We start from the raw sequence: 19,524 nt of genomic DNA, 5'->3' as shown, positions 1-19,524 counted from the left end.
AGAGGTGGGTGCGGACCGTTGGTCCGCACGCCTTCCTCAACGATGGCGCTTTTCCAGCACCGCCCGCGCATCATCCAGCGACAACCCGCGCGCGCGCAGCAGCACCAGCAGGTGATACAGCAGGTCCGAGGCCTCGCCCAGCAACGCCTCGTCGTCCTGTGCCACCGCCGCCAGCGCCGTCTCCACGCCCTCCTCGCCCACCTTCTGCGCGATGCGGCGGATGCCGCCCTCGAACAGGCTGGTGGTGTAGCTGCCCGGCGGGCGCTGCGCCTCACGCATCGCCACCAGCTGGCCCAGCCCGCCCAGGAAGTCCTTCGGCGCCTGGTCGAAACAGCTCTCGGCACCGGTGTGGCAGGTTGGCCCGGCCGGGCGTGCAATCACCAGCAGGGTGTCGGCATCACAGTCGACGCTGATCGACTGCACCACCAGCACGTTGCCGGACTGCTCGCCCTTGGTCCACAACCGCTGCTTGCTGCGGCTGAAGAAGGTCATGTGACCGATGGCCAGCGTGGCCGCCAGCGATTCGGCGCTGACATAGCCCAGCATCAGCACCTGCAGGGTGTCGGCATCCTGCACCACCGCCGGCAGCAGGCCGTCGCCCTTGCCCCAGTCCAGCGCCTGCAGCGCATCCAGCGACGGCCTCACTTCAATAGACATCCCGCACCTCGATCTGCTGTCCGCGCAGGTAGCGCTTCAATTCTGGAATGGCGATGGCGCCGCTGTGGAACACACTGGCCGCCAACGCGCCGTCGACATCGGCCTGGTCGAAGGCCTCGGCGAAGTGCTCCATCTCACCGGCACCGCCCGAGGCGATCAGCGGCACCTGGCACAGGGCCCGCGCCTGCTGCAGCTGCACGACATCGTAGCCACGGCGTACGCCATCGCTGTCCATGCAATTCAGCACGATCTCGCCTGCGCCACGCCGTTGTGCTTCGACGATCCAGTCCAGCGTGCGCAGCGGCACCGCCTGGGTCTTGTCAGGGTCACCACTGAAACGGCGTACCCGCCACTGGCCATCAGTCTCGCGCACCGAATCGACACCGACCACCACGCACTGCACGCCGAACTCGTCTGCCAGCTCGGTGATCAGTTCCGGGCGGCCCAGCGCCGGCGAATTGATCGACACCTTGTCGGCACCGGCGAACAGCACGCGGCGCGCGGTTTCCACGCTGTCGATGCCACCGGCCACGCAGAACGGAATATCGATCAGGCGTGCGATGCGCTCGATCCAGGCGACGTCGACTGAACGCGCCTCGGGGCTGGCGCCGATGTCATAGAACACCAGCTCGTCCGCCCCCTGGTCGCGATAGCGCTGCGCCAACTCGGCGATGTCGCCCATGTCGACGTGGTCGCGGAAGCGCACACCCTTGACCACGCGGCCGTCGCGCACGTCCAGGCAGGGAATGATGCGACGGCTCAGCATGCCAGCGCCTCCGCCAGGTCCATGCGCTGCTCCAGCAGCGCCTTGCCGAGGATCGCGCCACCGCAGCCGGCGGCACGCGCCTCGGCCACATCGGCCACGTCACGGATACCGCCGGAGGCCTGCACGGCCACGCCCGGCAGCAGCGCCGACAGGTGCTGGTAGAGGCTGATGTTGGGCCCGGCCAGCATGCCGTCGCGGGCGATGTCGGTGCACAACAGGTGGCGCATGCCGGCACGCGCATAACGCTGGGCCAGGTCATCCAGGGTCACCCCGGCGTTCTCGGTCCAGCCGTGCACCGGCAGCTGCCATTGGCCCCGGGCATCCTGGCGGGCATCCAGCGCGATGGTGATGCGCTCGGCACCGAACTCTTGCAGCCAGCCGACCACTTCGTCGGGGCGGCGTACTGCCAGCGAACCCACCACCACGCGGCCGGCGCCGGCATCGAGGATGCGCGCCACGTCGTCACGGCCACGCACGCCGCCACCGGTCTGCACCTGCAGCGTGGTCTGCGCGCGGATCGACGACAGCAGCGGTGCCAGCGTGTAGCCCCCGGCGCGCGCGGCATCCAGGTCGACCAGGTGCATCCACTGCGCGCCCTGCGCGGCAAAGGCCTGCGTGCGCGGCAGCGGATCGTCGCCATACGAGGTTTCCTGCGCGTAGTCACCCTGGCGCAGCCGCACCACGCGGCCGTCGCGGATATCCAGCGCGGGGTAGACGATGAAACTCATGCAGCAGTGCCCTCGAGGAAGTTGCGCAGCATCAGCGAACCGGTCTCACCGGAGCGCTCGGGGTGGAACTGTGCGCCGTAGTAACGCCCCTGCTCCACCACGGCAGTGAACAGGCCACCGTGGTCGCAGGCAGCAACAGTGTGGGTATTGAGTGGCGCCGCATAGCTGTGCACGAAGTAGGCGCTGGCGCGCTCCGGCACGCCTTGCAGCAGCAGCGATTCGCGCAGCGGGAGCAGGCGGTTCCAGCCCATGTGCGGCACACGGATGCCACAGGCCGGTACCAGCTTGCGCACCACGCCCGGAATCAATCCCAGTGTCTCGACGCCGGCCTCCTCGGACCGCTCGAACAGCAGCTGCATGCCGAGGCAGATGCCCATCAGCGGCACCTCCAGTCGCTGCAGCGGTTCCACCAGGCCCTGCGCATGCAGGCGCTGCATGCCGGGACCAGCGGCGCCGACGCCGGGCAGGATCACCCGCTGCGCACCGACCAGACCGTCCGCATCGCGCACCAGCCGCACCGTCGCGCCCAGGCGCTCCAATGCGTAGCGCACCGAGCCCAGGTTGGCACCGCCGGCGTCGATCAGCGCAACGTCGCTCACAGCGCCCCCTTGGTGCTCGGCAGTGCCCTGCCCTGGCGGGCCAATGCCGGGCGCAGCGCGCGCGCCAGTGCCTTGAAGCAGGCCTCGACCTTGTGGTGGTCGTTGTCGCCGCGCACCTGCAGGTTGAGGTTCAGGCCGCTGGCGTCGCACAGCGAACGGAAGAAGTGCGGCACCAGCTCGGTCGGCATATCGCCCACGCGCTCACGCTTGAACTCGCCCTCGAACACGAAATAGGGGCGGCCGCTGAAATCCAGCGCAGCGCTGGCCAGGGTCTCGTCCATCGGCAGGGTGAAGCCGTAGCGGCCGATGCCACGCTTGTCGCCCAGCGCCTCGCGCAGGGCCTGACCCAGCGCCAGCCCGGTGTCCTCGATGGTGTGGTGCTCGTCGATGTGCAGGTCGCCCTCGGCCTGGATGTCCAGCGCGAACCCGCCGTGCTTGCCGATCTGTTCCAGCATGTGGTCGAAGAACGGCAGTCCGGTGGCGATGCGCGCATCACCGGCACGGTCCAGATCCAGTTCAACGCGGATCTTCGTCTCCTTGGTGTTGCGCTGGACCACCGCGATGCGTGGCGCGTCGGCCAGTGCGTGGGCGATGCCCGGCCAGTCCCACTCGCCACCGAACTGTTCGGTGCGCAGCTGGAAGCCACGGATGTTGAGGTTGTCGGCGAACTGCAGGTCGGTGATGCGGTCACCAACCATGCCCGAGCGCGCCCAGTCGATGCTGCGGTCCTGCAGGTAAGCGGTCATCAGGCCGATGCCCGGCTTGCGGGTGGGCGCATTGTCCTGCGGCCAGCTGCAGTCGATCAGCACGTCACGGAAGGTGATGCCCTGGCTTTCGAAGATCTGCAGCATCAGGTCGTTGGGGCCATCGAAGCTGGCGCGCGGGTAGCTGTCGCTGCCAAGGCCATCCTGATTGGTGACGATCACGAACTGGTAGCCGGCATCGCGCAGCTTCAGCAGCGCCGGAATCACCTGCGGCACGAAGCGCAGCTTCTCGTAGGCGTCGATCTGGAAATCGGACGGCTCCTCGATGAGGGTGCCGTCGCGGTCGATGAACAGGATCGGTGTCATGCTGCGGCCCTCCGCGCCGACAGGGCCGCAAGCACGCGGTCATTCTCTTCGGGGCTGCCGATACTGATGCGCAGTGCATCACCCAGCTGCGGCGCGGCGCGCTGGTCGCGCACCACCATACCGGCATCCAGCAAGGTGTCGAACGCTGCCTGCGCATCAGCGAAGCGGACCAGCAGGTAGTTGCCAGCCGAGCGGTACACGCGACGAACGCCGGGCAGGCCTGGCAGCGCCGCGAACAGGCGTTCGCGCTCGGCAATGACCGTGGCTACGCGCTCGGCGGTGCGTGCCAGTGCGGCCGGCTGCAGCGCCTGCACGGCCAGCTCGGCGCACGGGGTCGGCACCGGGTACGGCGCCTGGCAGCGCCGCAGTACGGCAATCAGTTCCGGCGCGGCGATCAGGGTGCCGATGCGCGCGGCCGCAAGTGCGTGCGCCTTCGACAACGTGCGCAGCACTGCCAGATTGGCGTGCGTGGCCAGCAACGTGGTTGCCGACGGGCGCTGTGCGTACTCGACATAGGCCTCGTCCACCACTACCAGCGCCTGCCCACGCAGAGCAGTGGCCACGCGCTCGATCTCGTCCAGGGCGATGTCACTGCCGGCCGGGTTCGACGGTGCGCACAGGAACACCAGCGTGGCATTGCGTGCCCTGGCGGTGTCGATCACCGCATCCAGATCGGCGCGCAGGCCATCTTCGCTGTCCACCAGAGGCACCTCAATCAGTGCAGCCCCCTGCAGGCGCGCGCAGACCGCATACATGCCGAACACCGGCGGCGTGACCAGCACGCCATCGCGGCCCGGCACGCACAGCGCGCGCACCAGCAGATCAATGGCTTCGTCGCTGCCACGGCCGATAAGCAGCTGCGGCGGCGTCACGCCGTACAGCGCCGCCAGGCCCTCACGCAACGCCAGCGGCTGTGGTTCCGGATAGCGCCGGCTGTTGCCCGCCGCATCAGCCGGATTGGCCCAGGCCGACTCGTTGGCGTTCAACCAGACCTCGCCCTGCACCGCCGCGCTGCGCGCCGAGCTGTAGCCGGCGAAGGCCTGCAGATCCGGGCGCACCAGCGCCAGCACTTCATCAATGGCGGCGCTCATGCGGCGGCCTCCATGCGCAGGGCCACTGCACGCTCGTGCGCATCCAGCCCTTCGGCGCTGGCGATGATGCGCGCACAGCCGCCGATTGCCGCCAGTCCAGCAGCGCTGGCGCTCTGCACGCTGATCAGGTTCTGGAAGCTGGCCACGCTGACACCGCTGTAGGCACGCGCGGCACCGGCGGTGGGCAGCACGTGATTGGTGCCGCTGCAGTAGTCGCCCAGCGCTTCGGGGGTGTAATCGCCCAGGAACACCGAGCCGGCCGCCTGCACCTTGTCCAGCCACGCGCGCGGATCGCGCAGGGCCAGGATCAGATGCTCGGGCGCATAGCGGTTGCTGATCGCGAAGGCCTCGTCCAGCGAATCGACCTGGATCAGCCGCGACGCCGACAACGCCTGTCGCGCGATCTGCTGGCGCGGCAGCAGGGCCACCTGGCGCTCCACCTCTGCCTCGACCGCCGCCAGCATCGCGGGGGCGTCGGTCAGCAGCAGTACCTGCGAATCCGGACCGTGCTCGGCCTGCGACAGCAGGTCGGCGGCAACGAACGCCGGATTGGCGCCGGCATCGGCGATCACCAGTACTTCGGAGGGACCAGCCGGCATATCGATGGCGGCGGCGCCATCCTGTGCGACCTGCTGCTTGGCTTCGGTGACGAAGCTGTTGCCGGGCCCAAACAGCTTGTCACAAGCCGGAATGCTGGCCGTGCCATAGGCCATCGCGGCGATCGCCTGCGCACCACCCAGCTTGAACACGCGCTGCACGCCGGTCAGGCGCGCGGCTACCAGCACCGCCGGATCGGCGCTGCCATCGGCGCGCGGCGGCGTGCACAGCACCACCTGCGGGCAGCCGGCCAGCTGCGCCGGAACACCCAGCATCAACGCGGTGGACGGCAACGGCGCGCTGCCCGCCGGCACATACAGGCCCACCCGGCCGATCGGACGCAACATGCGTTCGCAGACCACGCCCGGCGCGGTTTCAACTGCATAGCCTTTGCCCATGCCAGCGGCGTGGAAGCGCGCGATGCGCTCGGCGGCGTCCACCATCGCCTGGCGCAGTTCGGCGGGCACGGCGGCTTCGGCAGCGGCGAATTCGGCTTCGGAAACTTCAAACGAAGCCAGCTCGACACCATCGAAGCGCGCGGTGATCGCACGCAGCGCGTCGTCGCCCTGCGCGCGCACCTGTGCAATCAGGGCCGCCACCGCGTCACGGGTCTGCTGCGCCACGGTCTGCACCGGGCGGGTCAATGCCGCGCTGCGCGCGGCCTCATCAAGTCGGGACCAGATCAGACGGTTCATGCCAGCGACCGCTCCACGCTCAGTACCATCAGGCCCTGCGCACCCGCGCGCTCGAGTTCCTCCATGCGCTGCCAGCTCAGCGGGCCGGGGCACATGGTCTGCAGGCGCAGCGCGCCGCCATCGGCCGGCAACCGCACCAGCGGCTCGGCATCGGCCAGCAGCTGCGCCAGCGCGTCGACGCGATCTTCGCTGGCACGGAACATCAGCAGCTTGCGGTCCTGTCGCTGAACCACGCCGTCGAGGCGGCGCAGCAGCATCGCGCGCAGCGATGCACGTGCATCATCCGGCACGCGCACCGCGCCGGCCAGCACCGCCTCGCTGTCCAGCAGGTTGTGCACCGGGGTCAGCTGGTTGGCGCGCAGGGTGGCGCCGCTGGAGACCAGATCGCAGATCAGGTCGGCGGTGCCCAGGCGCGGGGCGATTTCCACCGAACCGGACAGCTCGACCACCTGTGCGTCCACGCCCTGCTCGGCCAGCCACTGCTTGAGGATGGCCGGGTAGCTGGTGGCGATGCGGGTGCCGGCCAGCTGCGCCGGACCCTGCCACTGCCATTCCTCGGGCACCGCCAGCATCAGCCGGCACTGGCCGAAGCCCAGCCCGCGCAATGCCTGGTAGGCATCCGGCAGACCGATCTGGCGCCGCGCGGCGGCCTGTTCGTCCAGCTCGTTGCGGCCGACGATGCCGAGATCGCAGACGCCGTCGGCGATCAGGCCGGGGATGTCGTCGTCGCGCACCAGCAGCAGGTCCACCGGCAGCGATTCGCCGTAGCAGAACAGCTTGTCGCGGCTCTCGCGCCAGCTCAGGCCGCAGGCGCTGAGCAGGTTGCGGGCGGGTTCGGCCAGCCGGCCACTCTTCTGGATGGCGATACGCAGCCGGTCTCGCGCCGGCGCTGCCTGGGTTGCACTCATGGGGGAGGTCTCGAAGTTCGGAACGGGGCGCGGATCAGCGCGAAGCAAGGCGGTCGATGGCGGCGGCATAGCCTCGATGGCCATGCTCGAGCGTGCGCGCCACCCGTCCGGTAGTAGTCACGCTGACGCCGGTGCGCTCGTGGATCTCGCGGTACGGCACGCCCTGCTGCAGCAGCGGCACCACCTTCCAGCGGTCGGCCATGGCTTCCAGCTCGGCCGGGGTGCACAGATCACGCAGGAAGGCTTCGACCTGTTCCGGCTCGCGCAGGGCGGCAAAGGCTTGGGCCAGGGCTTCCAGGTCGGCCTTCGGGTCTTTGGCGGCAATCTCGGGGCGGGCTTTCACGGGGTCGTATCCATGCATCAATGTAATAGCGCGTTAGTACATTAGCGCATTATTGCGCAGTGCGTCAAATCGAGGATTGAGGGGGCGGCAGGGCTGCTGCCCTGCACCCGCAGAGGCAAGAGCCAGAGCAACAGCAAAAGCTGGTTTCCCGAGGGTTGGCGGGATGGATCCGGTTGAGGGGGGCGCTGCAAGTACCCCTACGGGGCCCGGCCCAGCCGCTGGCGGCTGTGCGTTCGGGCGCTTGCGAAGCAATGCTTCACGAGCAAAGCGCCCTCACCCATGTAAGCCCGGTCGCGCCATCCATGGCGCTCACGCCCCCTCAACCGGACCCACCCCACCTTCGACGTTTGGCCGCGATCTGCTGGATCTCGCTGGGAAACTGATCGGAACCGGCTTTTGTAGAGTCGAGCCATGCTCGACTGCTCTTGGTCCACAAACGCGAAACGCCCACCAAAGGGCGGGCGTTATGCTTTCAAATCAACAACCTGGCCCGACTCAGGGCAGGCAGCGCACCTCGGCCTGCAGCGCTCCGCGCCGCAGGCATTCGGCGAACAGGCTGCCCTGCCGGCTCGGCAGGGACTGGATGTTCTCCAACGCCCCCGCTCCCGCCCAGCACGTCCGCGAGGCCAGGGCCTGCAGATCGTCCTCCAGCTGTGCGCGGTCGATCGCATGGCAGCGATCAACCACCAGCCGATACTGCGCCGGACCGATCCGCGTACTGTGCAGCGTCGGGTCGCTCTGGCAGCCCGCCAGCAGGAGCACGCTCAGCACTCCTGCGGCGGCAGGCTTCACACCATCGCCTTCGATTGCTCCAGCTCCACCAGAAGGGTGCTGGCCAGTTCGTCGCGGGAGACTTCGAACTGCTGCTCGCGCACCAGGTCCTTCACCGCAACCACACCGCGCGCCAGTTCATCCTCACCCGCCAGCACCACGAAGCGGATGCCTGCCTTGGCCGCGTACTGGAACTGCTTGCCGATCTTCTTCGGCTCCATCTGCACTTCGGTGTTGATGCCACCGGCACGCAGGCGGCGGGCAATGTCCAGCGACTGCGGCATGCCCTGCTCGTCCATCAGCGCCACCAGCGCCTGTACGCTGCTGGCTTCGATGCCGTCGATCAGGCCGGCCTCGCGCAGCTGCCAGAACAGACGCGACAGACCAATGGAGATACCCACACCCGGCAGCTTGGACTTGCTGTAGTGGCTGGCCAGGTCTTCGTAACGGCCGCCCGAGCAGATCGAACCGATCTGCGGGTGGTCGGTCAGCGTGGTCTCGTAGACGGTACCGGTGTAGTAATCCAGGCCGCGCGCAATGGAGAAGTTCAGGCAATACGCGGTTTCCGGCACGCCCAGCGCCTGCACCAGCTGCAGCACTTCGCGCAGTTCGGCGACGCCGGTACGCAGGATCTCCGAAGAACCGGCGTCGGCTTCCAGCGTGGCCAGCTGCGCCAGCGCATCGGCATGGCCCTGCGAACGCACGGCGACGAACGCCAGGATCTTCTCGACCTGTTCTGCCGGGATGTTGAAGCCCTCGCCCACCAGCGTCTCGCGCACGTAGTCGGCGCCGCGCTTGTCCAGCTTGTCCACTTCGCGCAGCACCGCCAGCTGGCGCTCACCCTCGGCCACACCCAGGCTTTCAAAGAAGCCGCGCATCAGCTTGCGGTTGTTCAGCTGGATGCTGAAGTCACCGATGCGCAGTTCCGAGAACACCGCATGGATGACCGCCAGCACTTCAGCGTCGTAACGCACGCTCAGGCTGTCCTTGCCGATCACATCGATGTCGCACTGGTAGAACTCGCGGAAGCGGCCGCGCTGGGCGCGCTCGCCGCGGTAGACGCGCTGCATCTGGTAGCGGCGGAACGGGAAGGTCAGTTCGTGTTCGTGCTCGGCCACGTAGCGCGCCAGCGGCACGGTCAGGTCGAAGCGCAGCGCCATTTCCGGCAGCGAGCGATCGCCCGACTCGGCCGCGTTCGCCAGCGCCCCGGTGGACTGCACGAAGTACACCTGGCGCTCGGTCTCGCCACCGGACTTGGTCAGCAGCACGTCGGACAGCTCGAACACCGGCGTCTCCACCGGCAGGAACCCGAAGCGCTCGTAGTTGCGGCGGATGACGTCCAGCATGCGCTGGAACGCAATCTGCTCGCGCGGCAGCAGTTCAAGGGTGCCGGGCGGGGTACGGGGCTTGATCACGGGCGGAACTCCTGCTGGAACGGGACGTGGGAGGGGGCGACATTCTAGCGCCCCCGCCACGGGCAGGGTCGAACGGCCGCTTGAAGTATCATAAGGCCCTCCCCGCCCGCGATACGCCCCCCGCAACATGTCACGGCCTTCCGGCGCTCCGCCCGCCACCAACGATCCCGCCTCGCCGTCCTGCGCCACGCTGGACTGCCTGCACTGCTCGGTTCGCCACCTTGCGGTGTGCTCGGCGCTGTCGCCCGATGAAGTGCAGGCGCTGGAGCAGGTCACCGTCTCGCAGCAGGTCAGCATGGGCAGCACGCTGGCCCGCACCGGTGAAGAGCGCGACCATGTCTATACATTGACCGGCGGCGCACTGCGCCTGGTGCGCACCCTGGCCGACGGCCGCCGCCAGATCAACGGCTTCGTGCTGCCCGGCGACTACCTGGGCCTGAGTGGCAGCGACCACCATCGCTACGACATCGAGGCCATCGCCGACAGCCGCGTCTGCCGCGTCGCGCTGCCACAGATGAAGGCACTGCGCAGCCGTTTCCCGCACCTGGAGCGCAAGCTGCTGCAGCGTGCCTGCCAGGAACTGGATGCCGCGCAGGACGCCGCGCTGGCACTGGCGCGCCTGCAGCCGGCCGAGAAGCTGGCCGATTTCCTGCTGCGCCTGGCCGCGCGCGAGGCCAAGCTGGGCGGCGACGGCCTGCGCGTATCGCTGCCGATGGGCCGCGGCGATATTGCCGACCATCTGGGCCTGACCATGGAAACGGTCAGCCGCACCTTCACCAAGCTGCGCCAGCAGGGGTTGATCGCCCTGCCCCACCTGAACGTGGTGGAGATCCTCGACGAGGATGGGCTGCGCACGCTGGCCGGTGAAGGGTTGATCTGACCGCATCGCGGTTCATGGGGTTGGGGGGGGGGGGGGGGGGGGACGCCCTGAAGCACGCCGCCGGGTGGGGGGCGCGCGGGCGCGGGGCCCCCCCCCCCCCCCCCCCGCGGGCCCCCCCCCCCCCCCGGGGGGGGGGGCGCCCCCCCCCCCCCCCCACCCGCGTCCCTCTCCGCTCAGCGCAGCAGTACCTCACGCAACGCCGCGTAATCGGCCGCCAATGGTTCGGCGTGCGCCGGCCGCTGCAGCAACGCATCCAGCGCAGGCGGCACCGCCACCGTTTCGCCGATCAGCGGCTCGACCACAGCCTCGAACTTGGCCGGGTGCGCCGTGGCCACCACCGCCCAGTCGCCCTTGGCACCGCGTGCACGCAGGTCCTGCAGCACCTTCACCGCCGTCGCCGTGTGCGGGCAGAACAGCTCGCCGCGGCTGGCATGCGCTGCCGCAATCGTCGCGCGGATGGTCACGTCATCCACCGCGAACGCGCGGAACGCAGCACGCAGTTCCGCGTCGTCGCCGTGGTAGAGCCAGCGCAGTCGCTCGAAGTTGCTCGGCGCACCCACGTCCATTGCATTGGCCACCGTCGCCACACTGGCCTGCGGCTGGTACTCGCCGCCATTGAAGTACACCGGCAGCACCGCATTGGCATTGGTGGCCAGCACGATCTGGCCGATCGGCACGCCCAGCGCGCGCGCCAGCACGGCCGCCATCGCATTGCCCAGGTTGCCGGTCGGCACCACCAGATTGAGCCGGCGACGATGCGCCGCGTAGTGGCTCAACGCCGCATGCGCGTAATAGCTCATCTGCGGTAGCAGTCGGCCCAGGCTGATGCTGTTGGCCGAGCTCAACGGCACCTGCGCCTGCAGTTCGCGGTCAGCCAGTGCCTGCTTGACCATCGCCTGGCAATCGTCGAACGCACCCGCCACACGCAGGGCCTGGATGTTGTCGCCGAAACAACCGAGCTGATGCGCCTGGCGCGGAGATACGCGGCCATCCGGATACAGCACCACCACGCGCACGCCGGGCTGGCGATGGAAGGCCGCCGCAACGGCGGCACCGGTATCGCCGGAGGTGGCGACGACGATCGTCAGATCGCGGTCCTTGCCGGCCTGCAGCCGCGACAGCGTACCGGCCAGGAAGCGCGCGCCGATGTCCTTGAACGCCGCGGTTGGTCCATGGAACAGCTCCAGCACGTGGTCACCATCGCCGAGAGCGCGCAGCGGGACCGGAAAGTCGAACGCCTCGCGGCAGATCGATGGCAGTGCAGACTCCAGCGCGTCGCCAGCAAAGAACGGCATCAGCAGATCGGCGGCGGTATCGGCCAGGGTCGCCCCGGCCTGTAGCTCGCGTGGCGCCGGCAGTGTCTGCGGAACGTACAGCCCACCATCAGGCGCCAATCCGGCGGCGATCGCCGCGCTGAGGCCAACGGCCGGAGACTGGCCGCGGGTCGAAACAAATTGCATGGGTTCGGTATCCAGTAAAGGGGAAGGATTCAGCACAAGCGGGCTCCCGGTGCATCCAGCGGTGACACCCAGGCATCGCTGTCAAAACCTGCGGCGGCGAATGCCGCCTGCACCGGTGTGGCGGCGGCACGCGCCTGGTCGGCATCCTCGAACCAGGCGAACACGCTGGGACCGGCACCGGAGATGCCTGTGCCCATTGCATTGGCCGACAGCGCCGCATCACGGGCGGCTTCGAAGCCGGCAATCAATCCGGCCCGTCGCGGTTCGACCAGCACATCGCGCAGGCCCGCGCGTACCAGCGCCGCGTCACTGCGATGGCAGCCACTGAGCACCAGCGCGAGGTTCGCGCTCTGCGCCACGAACTCGCCCAGCGCATAGCTGCCCTGCAGCGCCTGGCGTGCGCGGCGCGTTTCCAGCACCGCATGCGGATGCACCAGCAGGCTGTGCCAGGTAGCCGGCACCGGAATCGGCAGCAGCCGGTCGGCCGTGCACAGCGCAAGACCACCCAGCAGCAGCGGCCCCACGTTGTCACCGTGGCGGCCACCACTGGCCACCGCCTCGCCATCCAGCGCAAACGGATACAACGCCTCGCGCGACAGCGGCACATCCAGCAGCGCGTTGGCGGCGACCAGCGCCGCAACACTCGACGCTGCCGAACCGCCCATGCCGGAACCGAACGGAATGCCCTTGTCGATCTCCACCGCGAAACCGAAGTCCAGGCCCAGCCCTGCGCGCAGCGACATCAACGCTGCACCCGCAGTGTTCCCGGCGGCATCCAGCGGCAACTCGACGGCACTGCCACGGATCGCCTCGATGCGCACCACGGGCTCATTGATGCGGCGCACGCTCACGGTATCGCCAATGCCGGCAATGGCATGGCCGAGAATATCGAAGCCCACCGCCACGTTGGCCACCGAGGCAGGCGCGAACGCACGTGCGATCACAGCCGCGCTCCTTCACCGGCCGCGACCCGCAGCAGGTCGGCAAACACACCCGCCGCGGTGACTTCCGGGCCGGCGCCCGGACCCTGCACCACCAACGGGTTGTCGCAGTAGCGACGGGTGCGGAACTGCACCACGTTGTCGGTCAGCCGCAGGTTGGCGAAGGCGTGATCGGCCGGCAGCTCCTGCAGACCGACCGACGCGCCATCGGCACCCAGCCGTGCCACATAGCGCAGCACCGCCCCCCGCGCCCGCGCGTCCTGCAGGCGCTGCAGCAGGCTGGCATCAGACTGACCCAGCCGCGCCATGAACTCATCCACGCTACCCTCGCGCAGCAGCGCCGGCACCAGGCTTTCCACCTGTACCTGTTCCAGGCTGAGCGCGTGGCCGGCTTCGCGGGCGAGGATCACCAGCTTGCGCGCCACATCCACACCCGAAAGATCATCGCGCGGGTCCGGCTCGGTGTAGCCCATCGACCGCGCCTGCGCGACCAGCTGCGAGAACGGCTGGCTGCCATCGAAGCGGTTGAACAGCCAGGCCAGCGTGCCGGAGAAGATGCCTTCAATCGCCAGCACCTCGTCACCGGTATCGACCAGATCGCGCAGCGTGGTGATCACCGGCAGGCCCGCGCCGACCGTGGCCTCGTAGCGGAAGCGCGCGCCACTGGCCGCCGCTGCAGCACGGATGCGCTGGTAACGCGGCAGCGGCCCGGCACCGGCCTGTTTGTTGGGGGTGACCACATGGATGCCGGCCGCCAGCCAGCCCTCATAACGCTCGGCCACCTCGGCACTGCCACTGCAGTCGATCACCACCGCATGCGGCAGGTGGGCGGCCAGCAGGTGTTCGGTGAAACGATCCAGATCGCTGGACTCGCCCGCTTCGCGCAAGGCCTCCCGCCAGTCGGCGTGCAGGCCATCCACTTCCAGGCGCATGCGCGAACGCGAGGCCAGCGCGCGCAGGCGCAGATCCACATTGGCCTTGGCCAGCAGCTGCGGGCGTGCGGCAAGCAACTGGTCCAGCAGTGCGGCACCGACGTTGCCCGGCCCGATCACACCGACCGCAAAGGTCTGCGGCGACAGCCAGAAGCCGGCATGTGCAGCGCGCAAGGCGCGGGTGGCATCGGCACTGTCCACCGCCACCGAAATGTTGCGTTCGGACGAGCCCTGCGCGATCGCCAGGATGTTCACCTGCGCACGGCCCAGCGCCTCGAACAGACGTGCGGCCACACCGGGCTGGCCGGCCATGCCGTCTCCGACCGCGGCCAGCACGCTGACGCCTTCGCTGACCTGCACGCGCTGCACCTGGCCCACCGACAGCTCATGCGCGAACGCATGCAGCAGCGCCTCGCGGCCACGGCCGGCTTCAGCAGCACGCACCACGCAGCAGATCGAATGTTCCGACGAACCCTGCGAGATCATCACCACCGACACCTGCGCCTGACGCAGGGCGGCAAACACACGCTCGGCGGTACCGGGCACACCGATCAGCCCGGTGCCTTCCAGGTTCAGCAGGGCCAAGCCGGGGCTCAGGGTCAGGCCCTTCACCGGCCCGCGCGGCGAGCGCTCGGCGCTGATGCGCGTCCCCGGATGCGCCGGCTGGAAGGTATTGCGGATGAAGATCGGCAGGCCGAGGCGGATCGCCGGCGACATCGTCTGCGGGTGCACCACCTTGGCGCCGAAATAAGCCAGCTCGCAGGCCTCGTCGTAGCTCAGCGACTCCAGCTGCACCGCCTCGGGCACCAGCCGCGGGTCGGCCGACAGCACGCCGTCGACATCGGTCCAGATGTGCAGTTCATCGGCGTTGAACAGCGCGGCGAAGATCGCGCCGGAGTAATCGCTGCCGTTGCGGCCGAGCGTGGTGATGCGGTCATGACGGTCACGGGCGACGAAGCCGGTGGCGACCAGGCGTGGCTGCGGATGCTGCAGGCGCCACTTGGCCAGGCGGTCGGCACTGGCTTCCCAGTCGACATCCACGCCCAGTTCGCCATGCCCCACCACCAGTACGTCGCGCGCATCCAGCACTGCACAGTCTGCGCCCAGCGCCTGCAGGTGCGTGCCGAGCAGCTGCGCGGAAAACACTTCGCCCAGGCCCTGCACGCGGTCGAGTACTTCGCGTGGCAGCTCGCCGATCACCGCCAACGCCGCCAGCACGTCGGCCAGTTGATCGAAGCGGGCGTCGATCCATTCAACGGTCTCGCCCACCTGCTCGCCCAGCAGGGCCACGGCGGCACCACGGTGGCGCGCGCGCAGCGCATGCCAGGCCTCGCGCCAGCCTTCGTCTCCCTTGGCTGCCAGCTGGGCCAGGTCGATCAGTGCGTCGGTGACGCCCTTCATCGCCGAGACGACAGTGACCTGCAGCGATTCGGGGCGGGCCAGCAGCAGGCCGGCAACATGGCGGTAGCGTTCGGCATCGGCCACCGAGGTGCCGCCGAACTTGTGCACGACGATGGGCGGTGCAGCCAGATCGGCCGGGGCAACGGGATGAGCGGGGGCGTGGGAAGACATGCAGACCTCGGTAGGAGGCCCCGTCGCATGCAGGTGTCGAGTTTCCCCGCCACCTGTATGGTGCGGGGCCGTGGTTTTCGGGAGTTACACGAAGACGACGGGCCGCACCAGGGCAGTGGTGACGGTGGTGGTGGTAATGGTGGTGGTGGCGACCGGCGCAGTCGAACGGCCCGCAGTAGCGGGGGCGATCAGGCTGGCGTGGGCGGCATCAAGAACCATGACGCACAGAAAACACCGTGCGCCGGGCCGCTGTCAAGTGCTGCGGTGCAAAAAGTCGTTGCCGCGATCATCGGCCAACATGCCGGCATTTGGTTGCATCTGAGACAAAGCGGCCATCAGTATGCTTGACGACCGCATTCAGCCGGCATGTTCGGCGATCGCGCGGGGCGTGCGATGCGCATGCGCGCACAGCATCACGCCGGCCACCAGGAACACGATCGCCAGCGCTTCGAGCAGGGAGGGCCAGCGCTGCTGCCAGGCGAATGCGTAGAGCAACGCGAACAGGGTCTCGAACACGATCATCTGGCCGGTCAGGGTCAGCGGCAGCAGGCGGCTGGCACGGTTCCAGAACGCATTGCCAAGGATCGAGGCGACCACCGCCACACCTGCGCTGATCGCCCAGAAACCACCCCACTGCGCCGCCGTGTGCCCGCCGCTGTGGCCGATGAAGGCCATCGGCACCAGCAGTAGAGCCAGGCCGCCGGTGGTGACACCGGTCAGCAGCGACCAGTCGTGGCTGGACAGATCCGGTCGGCGCGCCAGCCAGCGGCTGTTGCCGATCGAGTACAACGCCCACGAGAACAGCGCGCCGAATGCGCACAGCAGGCCGATCAGGCGCTGCCGCCACGGTGTCGCGAGGTGCTCAGACATCAGTGCTTCCCAGCCAACCAGTGCCACGCCCAGCACGCACAGGCCCAGTGCCGGCAGCAGCTGCTTCAGCGGCACCGCGCCCTGCTCGCGCACACCGACCAGGGTCACTACCACCGGAATCAGGCCGACAATCAAGGACGCCGCCGCACCGCCAGCCCACTGCACCGCCGTCGCCAGCAGCAGGAAATACACCAGGTTCCCGGCCAGGCTCAGCCACAACAGGCCGATCCACTCGGCGCGGCCCAGCCGTGGTGCCAGCCGCTTCCAGCGCGGCAGCAGCAGGGCTACGGCGATCAGACCGTAGACCAGATAGCGGCCGGCCGACAGTTGCAGGGCATTGAACGACTGCAGCACGGCGGGCGCGAGGAAGACCACGCCCCACAGCGCGCCAGCGGCAACGCCATTGGCGATGCCCAGGGCCATCGGGTTGTTGCGCATTCGGGTTCTTCGGGAGGAGAGAACAGGCCGCGCAGTGTAAGCGCTGGCCGCTGGGCGCTCTTGACCGAGGCTACTGCCCGCCCGCCTTTGTAGCGGCGCCCCATGCTCGACTGCCGTTCGCGAGGTGGCCGGTGCAGAAGCCGTCGAGCATGGCTCGACGCTACAGTCCGGCGTTCCTGCGCCACGCGGCGGGGGTCTGCCCACACTCACGGCGCAGCGCGCGGGTCAGTGCGCTCTGCTCGGAATAGCCTGCGGCCAGCGCGATATCACTGATCGGCGCCGTGCTGGTGCGCAGCTGGTGCTTGGCCCAGCGCAACCGGCTTGCACTGAGCCAGGCCTGCGGACTGAGCCCGAACTCACGCTGGAACAGCGCGTGCAACCGGCTCTCGCTGACCCCGACAGACGCGGCCATGCGCGCCACCGGCCACGCCTGGCCCGGATCGGCCTGCACTGCCGCACACAGTCCCTGCATGCGCGCGCCACTGCCGGCCGGTGCAAATACCTGCAGCAGCTGCGGCAGCAGGGCCGGCATCGGCTGCCCGTCCTGCACGCCCGCCAGGCGTTGTCGCAGCGCATGCGGCAGGTGCAGCCAGCGCTGCCGGCACAGATGCTCCTGCGTGCCGTCATCAAGCACGCCGGGAGGACAATCGACGATCACGAAACCGTTCGGGCCATCGGCCATCTGGTCATGCGCTTCGCCGGCCGCAACGAAAACCCCCTGCAGCAGGTCCAGGCGGCCACCGCGGCCTTCCATCTCGAAGTGCAGTTCGCCCTGCAGCGGCAGCACCCATTGCGCGTAGTCATGGCGATCCAGGCCGGTGGCCTGGCCGTAGTGCCGCAGATGGAAGATGGCGCCCATCCGCGCAGTGTGCGCGTGTAGCAACGGCCGTGCAAACCGCTGCTATAGTCGATCCGTCATCCAACGCAGGGAGTGCAGGACATGACCCATCGGCAGGTGTCACTGGTGCTCGCCAGCAGCCTCGGCCTGGCGCTCGCAGCTTCGGCGTCCGCACAGGAGCGTACGCCCCCGGCCCCGCACTGCATGGACGCGGTCGGCGTGCAGGAAGTGGAGCAGGCATCACCGCGCTCGATCGCACTGCGCGCCGCCTCCGGACAGGCCTATCGCATCGACTTCAGCGAGGATTGCCCCGGCGTCCGTGGCGCTACCTCGCTGAAGCTGGAAGCACCTGCCGGCTGGGCCTGTGGTCGTCCCAGCGAACGCGTCGTGGTCGACGGCCGCCGCTGCGCCGTCAGTGCGGTCACCCCGCTGCAGGATCGCGACTACGCCAGCGTCGCCCGCGACAGCGACCGCCGGCGCACGGCCACCCTGCCCGCCGTGACCATCCGCGAGCGCAGGGAAATCCGCCGCAGCTTCGGCGGCTCACCGTCGTATTGCTTTGCCACCCGCAACGTGCGTGCCTGGTCATCCGACCCGCAGGGCATGCTGGTGGAGACCAATCCGCGCCGCAATGGCGGCCACCGCTACTACCGGGTCGAACTCGGCAGCCACTGCCGCCAGCTCGACCGTGCGCCGCAGCTGAGCTTCCACTCGGGCCTGCAGAACGGCCTGATCTGTGGCAATCCCGGCGATCGGATCATGACTGCCGAGTTCGAGACAGACGATCTGCGCGGTGAAAGCATCGCCCCGCTGCCGCAGTACACCCGCGGCAGCTGCGCGATCGAGGCGGTCTACCCGGCCTCCAGCCAGGCGTCGAACTAACCGTCGACGCCCAGGAAGGTGAACGGTGCGCTGGGCACGAACTGGCCCAGTGCATCGCCGGCAAAGGTATTGCGCTGGTCCTTGCCAAGATCGAGCTTGAGCACCTGGCCGCCGAAATCGACCTTGTTCAGATCGACCCAGAAGGTGTTCGGGGTCAACGCCGACTCGAAGAAGTACAGCCGCCGCTTGTGATCGGCCACCGTGCGCCAGCGCGTGGATGAGATGTTCGGCTCACCCGGCGTGGTGATGCCATACGGCACCGACGCATTGCGGATCACGCTGAACACACTGGCCAGCGCCTCCACCGGGTCTTCGGCCTTGGGTATGGCGTTGATGTAGAACGAGGCGCGCGCGAAACGATCGGCGGAGCGGTTGGTGCCCGGCAGCATCACCGTGCCGCCGATCTGCTGCCAGTAACTGTTGAGGGCCAGCTGCTGCTCGAAGATCGGCGAATTGGTCATCACCTGATAGCGCCGGTCATGGTGGATCACCTGGCGACCGCCGATGTACTCGACGATGGCGCTGTCGCCGGTGGCATCGGACAGCGACAGGTGCAGCGTCGCCTGGCGGTCTTCGCCCGGCACCTTGTCGGTGACGATCGAGTACGGCTCACGCTTGAGCGCCGCGACCGCCTCGTCCACGGTGGCGAAATTGTCCAGCACATACTGCGCCCACAGCGAGATCGCCAGTCCCGGCTTGTTGCCACGCTGCTGCGGATACTCCGATTCCACCAGCCACAGCAGGTTGGCCACCAGCCCCTTCTCGTTCATGCCATCGGTGGTCGACACGTCGTAGCCGGTGGCCACCACGCTGCCGTAGCGCGCAGTCCAGGCCAGCGATTTCGGACCGGCCAGGCCGGTGCGTGCGATGCCACGCGGCAACACGTAGAGGTTGGTCGCCACATCGACCTTCCAGTCCATCGAGCGCGCAGTGATCACATCGCCGTTGTCGCCCCGATACACCGCACGCGTGCAGGCCAGTGCCGGCGTGATCGCAGATGCCAGCGCCATGGCCAGCATTGCCTTTCCCTTCCACTTCATCCGTGCCATGTCGTTACGCTCCTTTCCCCGT

The 19,524-nt window shown here is 68.6% G+C and carries 20 protein-coding genes; 3 read left to right on the top strand and 17 right to left on the bottom strand.

Annotation, left to right across the window (positions count from 1 at the left end):
* Positions 1 to 36 precede the first annotated feature (36 nt).
* From hisIE to hisS, 11 genes are all read right to left on the bottom strand, one after another.
* Positions 37 to 657, bottom strand: a complete 621-nt coding sequence (gene hisIE, locus V3B64_RS14995) for a bifunctional phosphoribosyl-AMP cyclohydrolase/phosphoribosyl-ATP diphosphatase HisIE (protein ID WP_285302913.1) — start codon at positions 655 to 657, stop codon at positions 37 to 39.
* On the bottom strand, positions 647 to 1,423 hold the full coding sequence (gene hisF / locus V3B64_RS14990) for an imidazole glycerol phosphate synthase subunit HisF (protein WP_164081157.1): 777 nt from the start codon (positions 1,421 to 1,423) through the stop codon (positions 647 to 649). Before hisF ends, hisIE begins: the two co-directional genes overlap by 11 nt.
* The gene (gene hisA / locus V3B64_RS14985) at positions 1,417 to 2,151 is read right to left on the bottom strand and encodes a 1-(5-phosphoribosyl)-5-[(5-phosphoribosylamino)methylideneamino]imidazole-4-carboxamide isomerase (RefSeq protein WP_329914389.1); all 735 of its coding nucleotides are present in this window, start codon (positions 2,149 to 2,151) and stop codon (positions 1,417 to 1,419) included. Before hisA ends, hisF begins: the two co-directional genes overlap by 7 nt.
* Positions 2,148 to 2,750 (bottom strand): imidazole glycerol phosphate synthase subunit HisH, encoded by a 603-nt coding sequence (gene hisH / locus V3B64_RS14980; RefSeq protein ID WP_008268504.1) that lies wholly within the window; start codon positions 2,748 to 2,750, stop codon positions 2,148 to 2,150. Before hisH ends, hisA begins: the two co-directional genes overlap by 4 nt.
* Complete coding sequence (hisB, locus tag V3B64_RS14975) at positions 2,747 to 3,820, bottom strand: bifunctional histidinol-phosphatase/imidazoleglycerol-phosphate dehydratase HisB (RefSeq protein ID WP_049462017.1); 1,074 nt, start codon at positions 3,818 to 3,820, stop codon at positions 2,747 to 2,749. The genes hisH and hisB overlap by 4 nt, the downstream gene beginning before the upstream one ends.
* Positions 3,817 to 4,911 (bottom strand): histidinol-phosphate transaminase, encoded by a 1,095-nt coding sequence (hisC, locus tag V3B64_RS14970; protein WP_329914388.1) that lies wholly within the window; start codon positions 4,909 to 4,911, stop codon positions 3,817 to 3,819. Before hisC ends, hisB begins: the two co-directional genes overlap by 4 nt.
* Positions 4,908 to 6,203 carry a histidinol dehydrogenase gene (hisD, locus tag V3B64_RS14965; protein ID WP_329914387.1) on the bottom strand — a complete coding sequence of 432 codons (1,296 nt, stop codon included), beginning with the start codon at positions 6,201 to 6,203 and terminating at the stop codon, positions 4,908 to 4,910. Before hisD ends, hisC begins: the two co-directional genes overlap by 4 nt.
* Entirely contained in the window at positions 6,200 to 7,111 is a 912-nt protein-coding gene (gene hisG / locus V3B64_RS14960) for an ATP phosphoribosyltransferase (RefSeq protein WP_010482592.1), read from the bottom strand. Before hisG ends, hisD begins: the two co-directional genes overlap by 4 nt.
* 34 nt (positions 7,112 to 7,145) lie before the next feature.
* Entirely contained in the window at positions 7,146 to 7,454 is a 309-nt protein-coding gene (locus tag V3B64_RS14955) for a YerC/YecD family TrpR-related protein (RefSeq protein WP_088025802.1), read from the bottom strand.
* A gap of 495 nt (positions 7,455 to 7,949) precedes the next feature.
* Positions 7,950 to 8,216, bottom strand: coding sequence for a hypothetical protein (locus tag V3B64_RS14950; protein WP_329914386.1), 267 nt, complete (start codon positions 8,214 to 8,216; stop codon positions 7,950 to 7,952).
* A gap of 26 nt (positions 8,217 to 8,242) precedes the next feature.
* On the bottom strand, positions 8,243 to 9,640 hold the full coding sequence (gene hisS, locus V3B64_RS14945) for a histidine--tRNA ligase (RefSeq protein WP_121503147.1): 1,398 nt from the start codon (positions 9,638 to 9,640) through the stop codon (positions 8,243 to 8,245).
* A 127-nt stretch (positions 9,641 to 9,767) separates the two neighbouring features.
* Here hisS and V3B64_RS14940 point away from each other — a divergent pair, with 127 nt between their 5' ends.
* Entirely contained in the window at positions 9,768 to 10,520 is a 753-nt protein-coding gene (locus V3B64_RS14940; RefSeq protein ID WP_043397202.1) for a helix-turn-helix domain-containing protein, read from the top strand.
* Between the two features lie 173 nt (positions 10,521 to 10,693).
* Here the strand turns inward: V3B64_RS14940 and thrC are convergent, their stop codons facing one another.
* From thrC to thrA, 3 genes are read right to left on the bottom strand one after another with little or no spacing between them, the layout of a single operon-like run.
* The gene (gene thrC, locus V3B64_RS14935; RefSeq protein ID WP_329914385.1) at positions 10,694 to 11,980 is read right to left on the bottom strand and encodes a threonine synthase; all 1,287 of its coding nucleotides are present in this window, start codon (positions 11,978 to 11,980) and stop codon (positions 10,694 to 10,696) included.
* A gap of 29 nt (positions 11,981 to 12,009) precedes the next feature.
* The gene (locus V3B64_RS14930; RefSeq protein WP_329914384.1) at positions 12,010 to 12,924 is read right to left on the bottom strand and encodes a homoserine kinase; all 915 of its coding nucleotides are present in this window, start codon (positions 12,922 to 12,924) and stop codon (positions 12,010 to 12,012) included.
* Positions 12,921 to 15,425 (bottom strand): bifunctional aspartate kinase/homoserine dehydrogenase I, encoded by a 2,505-nt coding sequence (thrA, locus tag V3B64_RS14925; RefSeq protein WP_329914383.1) that lies wholly within the window; start codon positions 15,423 to 15,425, stop codon positions 12,921 to 12,923. Before thrA ends, V3B64_RS14930 begins: the two co-directional genes overlap by 4 nt.
* Before the next feature lie 27 nt (positions 15,426 to 15,452).
* Here thrA and V3B64_RS14920 point away from each other — a divergent pair, with 27 nt between their 5' ends.
* The gene (locus V3B64_RS14920; RefSeq protein ID WP_162489853.1) at positions 15,453 to 15,773 is read left to right on the top strand and encodes a hypothetical protein; all 321 of its coding nucleotides are present in this window, start codon (positions 15,453 to 15,455) and stop codon (positions 15,771 to 15,773) included.
* A 9-nt stretch (positions 15,774 to 15,782) separates the two neighbouring features.
* On the opposite strand, the gene V3B64_RS14915 is transcribed toward V3B64_RS14920, so the two are convergent.
* Together V3B64_RS14915 and V3B64_RS14910 are read right to left on the bottom strand one after the other, a co-directional pair.
* Positions 15,783 to 16,733, bottom strand: a complete 951-nt coding sequence (locus V3B64_RS14915; RefSeq protein ID WP_049398520.1) for a DMT family transporter — start codon at positions 16,731 to 16,733, stop codon at positions 15,783 to 15,785.
* 160 nt (positions 16,734 to 16,893) lie between these two features.
* Positions 16,894 to 17,592, bottom strand: a complete 699-nt coding sequence (locus V3B64_RS14910) for an AraC family transcriptional regulator (RefSeq protein ID WP_049462025.1) — start codon at positions 17,590 to 17,592, stop codon at positions 16,894 to 16,896.
* An 81-nt stretch (positions 17,593 to 17,673) separates the two neighbouring features.
* Between V3B64_RS14910 and V3B64_RS14905 the strand changes: the two genes are divergently transcribed.
* The gene (locus V3B64_RS14905; RefSeq protein WP_329914382.1) at positions 17,674 to 18,453 is read left to right on the top strand and encodes a DUF6491 family protein; all 780 of its coding nucleotides are present in this window, start codon (positions 17,674 to 17,676) and stop codon (positions 18,451 to 18,453) included.
* On the opposite strand, the gene V3B64_RS14900 is transcribed toward V3B64_RS14905, so the two are convergent.
* On the bottom strand, positions 18,450 to 19,502 hold the full coding sequence (locus tag V3B64_RS14900; protein WP_032127421.1) for a linear amide C-N hydrolase: 1,053 nt from the start codon (positions 19,500 to 19,502) through the stop codon (positions 18,450 to 18,452). The two genes, V3B64_RS14905 and V3B64_RS14900, sit on opposite strands and share 4 nt — an antisense overlap.
* Positions 19,503 to 19,524: the final 22 nt, after the last annotated feature.

Origin of the sequence: Stenotrophomonas sp. SMYL86 (assembly GCF_036320025.1) — a bacterium.
Taxonomy (GTDB): domain Bacteria; phylum Pseudomonadota; class Gammaproteobacteria; order Xanthomonadales; family Xanthomonadaceae; genus Stenotrophomonas; species Stenotrophomonas maltophilia_A.
This window is presented reverse-complemented; position numbering and strand designations above follow the sequence as displayed.

What these genes read in the sequence shown, in the direction of transcription:
- hisIE (WP_285302913.1), bottom strand. Translation starts at nt 657, where the DNA reads ATGTCTATTGAAGTGAGGCCGTCGCTGGATGCGCTGCAGGCGCTGGAC.
- hisF (WP_164081157.1), bottom strand. Translation starts at nt 1,423, where the DNA reads ATGCTGAGCCGTCGCATCATTCCCTGCCTGGACGTGCGCGACGGCCGC.
- hisA (WP_329914389.1), bottom strand. Translation starts at nt 2,151, where the DNA reads ATGAGTTTCATCGTCTACCCCGCGCTGGATATCCGCGACGGCCGCGTG.
- hisB (WP_049462017.1), bottom strand. Translation starts at nt 3,820, where the DNA reads ATGACACCGATCCTGTTCATCGACCGCGACGGCACCCTCATCGAGGAG.
- hisC (WP_329914388.1), bottom strand. Translation starts at nt 4,911, where the DNA reads ATGAGCGCCGCCATTGATGAAGTGCTGGCGCTGGTGCGCCCGGATCTG.
- hisD (WP_329914387.1), bottom strand. Translation starts at nt 6,203, where the DNA reads ATGAACCGTCTGATCTGGTCCCGACTTGATGAGGCCGCGCGCAGCGCG.
- hisG (WP_010482592.1), bottom strand. Translation starts at nt 7,111, where the DNA reads ATGAGTGCAACCCAGGCAGCGCCGGCGCGAGACCGGCTGCGTATCGCC.
- V3B64_RS14940 (WP_043397202.1), top strand. Translation starts at nt 9,768, where the DNA reads ATGTCACGGCCTTCCGGCGCTCCGCCCGCCACCAACGATCCCGCCTCG.
- thrC (WP_329914385.1), bottom strand. Translation starts at nt 11,980, where the DNA reads ATGCAATTTGTTTCGACCCGCGGCCAGTCTCCGGCCGTTGGCCTCAGC.
- thrA (WP_329914383.1), bottom strand. Translation starts at nt 15,425, where the DNA reads ATGTCTTCCCACGCCCCCGCTCATCCCGTTGCCCCGGCCGATCTGGCT.
- V3B64_RS14920 (WP_162489853.1), top strand. Translation starts at nt 15,453, where the DNA reads ATGCAGGTGTCGAGTTTCCCCGCCACCTGTATGGTGCGGGGCCGTGGT.
- V3B64_RS14915 (WP_049398520.1), bottom strand. Translation starts at nt 16,733, where the DNA reads ATGCGCAACAACCCGATGGCCCTGGGCATCGCCAATGGCGTTGCCGCT.
- V3B64_RS14910 (WP_049462025.1), bottom strand. Translation starts at nt 17,592, where the DNA reads ATGGGCGCCATCTTCCATCTGCGGCACTACGGCCAGGCCACCGGCCTG.
- V3B64_RS14905 (WP_329914382.1), top strand. Translation starts at nt 17,674, where the DNA reads ATGACCCATCGGCAGGTGTCACTGGTGCTCGCCAGCAGCCTCGGCCTG.
- V3B64_RS14900 (WP_032127421.1), bottom strand. Translation starts at nt 19,502, where the DNA reads ATGGCACGGATGAAGTGGAAGGGAAAGGCAATGCTGGCCATGGCGCTG.